The organism is Streptococcus sp. 10824, from assembly GCF_013276595.1.
GTDB lineage: Bacteria > Bacillota > Bacilli > Lactobacillales > Streptococcaceae > Streptococcus > Streptococcus pseudopneumoniae.
In genome coordinates this window covers 1-3787 of record NZ_VMLH01000168.1, presented here as the reverse complement: position 1 = coordinate 3787, position 3787 = coordinate 1, and the positions used below count along the sequence as shown (strand labels likewise).

1 protein-coding gene and 1 pseudogene are annotated in these 3787 nt (G+C 36.8%); both read left to right on the top strand.

All coding sequences use genetic code 11. The features are described from left to right. Positions 1-75: pseudogene (locus HT701_RS11110) on the top strand (type I restriction endonuclease); the annotation flags it as partial. 29 nt (positions 76-104) lie between these two features. After that, entirely contained in the window at positions 105-3455 is a 3351-nt protein-coding gene (locus HT701_RS11105) for a DEAD/DEAH box helicase family protein (RefSeq protein WP_119920153.1), read from the top strand. Positions 3456-3787: the final 332 nt, after the last annotated feature.

Below are 3787 nucleotides of genomic sequence, written 5' to 3'. Positions count from 1 at the left end.
GTCGACAAATCACAATTTGCTTGTGAGATAGCTATAAAAGTGTGGAGAAATAGCTTGAAATTTAGTATAATATAGCTAAACTATTTGTTTAAAGTGAGAAAAAAATGGGAAATTTTAGCTTTCTTTTAAAAAATGACGAATATGAATCTTTTTCAAAACCTTGCATTGAAGCTGAGAATATGATTGCTACATCAACTGTGGCTACTGCCTTTATGGCGCGTCGTGCTTTAGAGCAGGCTGTCCATTGGATATATAGTCACGATTCATATTTAGAAGCTCCCTATCGTGCTACTCTATCTTCTTTAGTATGGGATGATGATTTTAGGGATATCGTAGATTCTGAACTCCACAAGCAGATAGTTCTGTTGATTCGGTGGGGAAACCATGCTGCTCATGGTGGTGAAATTAAGGAACGAGAAGCTATTTTAGCTTTGCATCATTTGTATCAGTTTGTTAATTTTATCGATTATTGTTACAGCAATGAGTTTGTGGAGCGTTATTTTGATGAGAAGTGCTTACGACTTTCAGCAAACATCAAATACCGAGAAACTCCACAATCTATGATAAAGTTACAAGACAGTTTACCAGAACTGCCTGATTTTCATGAACAGATGGCTGCTCAGTCCGTAGAAGTTCAAGAGACTTATACTGAAAAACGTGAGACTGCAGCGCAACGGCAAGATGTGCCTTTCCATATTGATCAATTATCTGAGGCAGAGACAAGAAAGCTCTTTATTGATATCGATCTCCGTCTAGCAGGATGGATATTTGAAGAAAACTGTCGTGTTGAGATAGCTGTTGATGGTCTCAAGCACGGTTCAGGAATTGGTTACTGTGACTATGTACTTTATGGTAAAAATGGGAAAATTTTAGCGATTGTGGAGGCTAAAAAAGCCTCTGTCAATCCAGAAGTAGGGGAAGTACAGGTCAAAGAATATGCTGAAGCTCTGGAGAAATATATCGGCTATCAGCCAATTTGCTTTATTACAAATGGCTTGAAGCACTATATACTTGATGGTCCAAACCGCCGCCAGATTGCAGGCTTTTACTCTCAAGAAGAATTGCAATTAGTGATGGATAGACGTCATCTTCAAAAACCACTTGAGGATATTTCTAGTAAAATTAGGGACGATATTTCCGGGCGTCACTACCAAAAACATGCGATTGCAAGCGTTTGTGAAGCTTTCTCTAATCATCGTAGACAGGCACTTTTGGTTATGGCAACTGGGGCTGGGAAAACTCGTACAGCAGTTTCTCTAGTTGATATCTTATCACGTCATAACTGGGTAAAAAACGTTCTCTTCTTAGCCGATAGAACTTCCTTGGTTAAGCAAGCCTATGATTCGTTTAGGAAATTACTCCCAGATCTTTCCGTTTGTAACTTCTTAGAAGATAAAGAAGGAGCTCAATCAAGTCGCATGGTCTTTTCAACTTATCCGACTATGATTGGAGCGATTAGTGGTCAAGAAGAAGTAAATCAACGTCCTTTCACTGTTGGGCATTTTGACCTTATCATAATTGACGAATCTCACCGTTCTATTTATCAGAAATACAAGTCCATTTTTGATTATTTTGATGCAAGGATTGTAGGCTTAACAGCTACTCCGCGTCAAGATTTAGATAAAAACACCTATGGATTCTTTAATTTGGAGAATGGTGTTCCAACATATGCATATGATTTGGAAGAGGCTGTTAAAGACGGATATTTAGTAGCCTATCATTCTATCGAAACCAAACTGAAACTACCTACGGATGGTCTACATTATGATGATTTGTCCGAAGAAGAAAAGGAACATTTTGATAGCAAATTTGAAGACGATAGCTGTGAAAAAGATATTGATGGGAGTGTGTTTAATTCCTTTATTTTCAATAAAAGTACAGTAGAAATTGTTTTAAATGAACTCATGACAAGAGGAATTCAGACAGCCTCGGGTGATGAAATTGGTAAAACTATTATTTTTGCTAAAAATCATGATCATGCGGAATATATCAGAGGTATTTTTAACAACCGCTATCCTGAAAAAGGGAGCGACTATGCTCAGGTGATTGATTATAGTATTAAGCATTATCAGACCTTGATTGATGATTTTAAAATTAAGGAGAAGTATCCTCAAATTGCGATTTCTGTCGATATGTTAGATACAGGTATTGATGTACCAGAGGTTGTTAATTTAGTCTTCTTCAAGAAAGTACGTTCTAAAACTAAGTTTTGGCAGATGATTGGTCGAGGAACCCGTCTATGTAAAGATTTATTTGGACCTGAGCAGGATAAGGAAAACTTCTTGGTATTTGATTATGGGGACAATTTTGATTATTTTCGTGCAGATCCAAGAGATGGAGAGGGTCGTCACATTGTTTCTTTGACTCAGCGTTTATTTAATATCAAAGTGGACTTGATTCGAGAACTTCAGGGACTCCAATACCAAGAAGATCAGTTTGCGAGAGCATACCGTCAGGAGCTTGTTTCAGAACTTCAAGGTCGTATAGAGAGCTTAAATGAGTTGGACTTCAGGGTTCGTATGGTTTTAGATACAGTTTATAGCTATAGGAAATTAGAAAGTTGGCAGAATCTAACTGCTGTTACAAGTGAAACCATTCAAAAAAATCTCTCTCCGCTTTTATTTGATGAAGATAAAGAAGATGAGATGGCGAGGAGATTTGATTTGTGCTTACTTCATATTCAGTTAGGGCAACTGACAGCTAAATCTTCTACTGTTCATATTTCCCAAGTGATGAAGACGGCTAGAGCTCTTTCTGCTATTGGCAATATCCCGCAGGTTTTTGAGCAGGCTGAAATTATCAGGAAAGTACAGGAGCCTGAATTTTGGAAAGAAGTTAGCTTGTCTGATTTGGAAAAAATTCGTCTTGCTATTCGAGATTTATTACAGTTTTTGGATAAAACAGACCGTAAACCCTACTATGTTAACTTTGAAGATCGTATACTCTCCACTGTTCACGAGACCACAGCATTTTTGCAGGTCAACGATCTTCGGTCTTACAATGAAAAAGTTGAGCATTATTTGAAAACTCATCTGGATGAAGAGTCTATTTCTAAGCTATACCATAATAAAAAGTTGACATCTGATGATATGCTTGCACTTGAAAAATTGCTCTGGGAAAAATTAGGTAGTAAAGCAGACTACCAACATCATTATGAAAATAAGGCAATTCCGAGATTGGTTCGTGAGATTATTGGCTTAGATAGAGAGTCTGCCAATCGTATTTTTTCTAAATTTTTGTCGGATGAGAACCTTAATGCTAGGCAGATTTCATTTGTAAAATTGATTGTAGACTACATTGTAGAAAATGGTTTTTTAGAGACGAAAGTGTTAACGCAAGAGCCGTTTAAATCTTATGGATCGGTTCAACTACTCTTCCAACACCAACTACCAGTACTTCGTAATATTGTTCAAACCATTGAGCTCATCAATAATCGAGCTGGAGAAGCGGCTTAAATTCTAAAGTGATTGCCATACTGAGACTCATTTAAAATTAAAAAGAGTAGAAATTTATGTCATATATGAGAAGTTTTATTAGGAAGAATGTCATCGTTTTCCTAGAATACAGTATCAGTTGTTAAGTGGCTGATAAATTTCAAAGTAGATACTTGTACCACGATGTTTGTTGATCGAGTTATTAACAAAAGAGCTACTTTGATTTTAAAGAAATAGAAAACAAAAAGTCGAGCAAGAATTCAATTGCAGGAGAAAATGAAGGAATACTCAGTGAAAATCAAAGAGCAAACTAGCCGCAGGCTGCTCAAAACACGGTTTTGAGGTTGTAGATA

Coding starts and splice junctions, on each gene's coding strand:
- HT701_RS11105 (WP_119920153.1), top strand. CDS start 105: ATGGGAAATTTTAGCTTTCTTTTAAAAAATGACGAATATGAATCTTTT.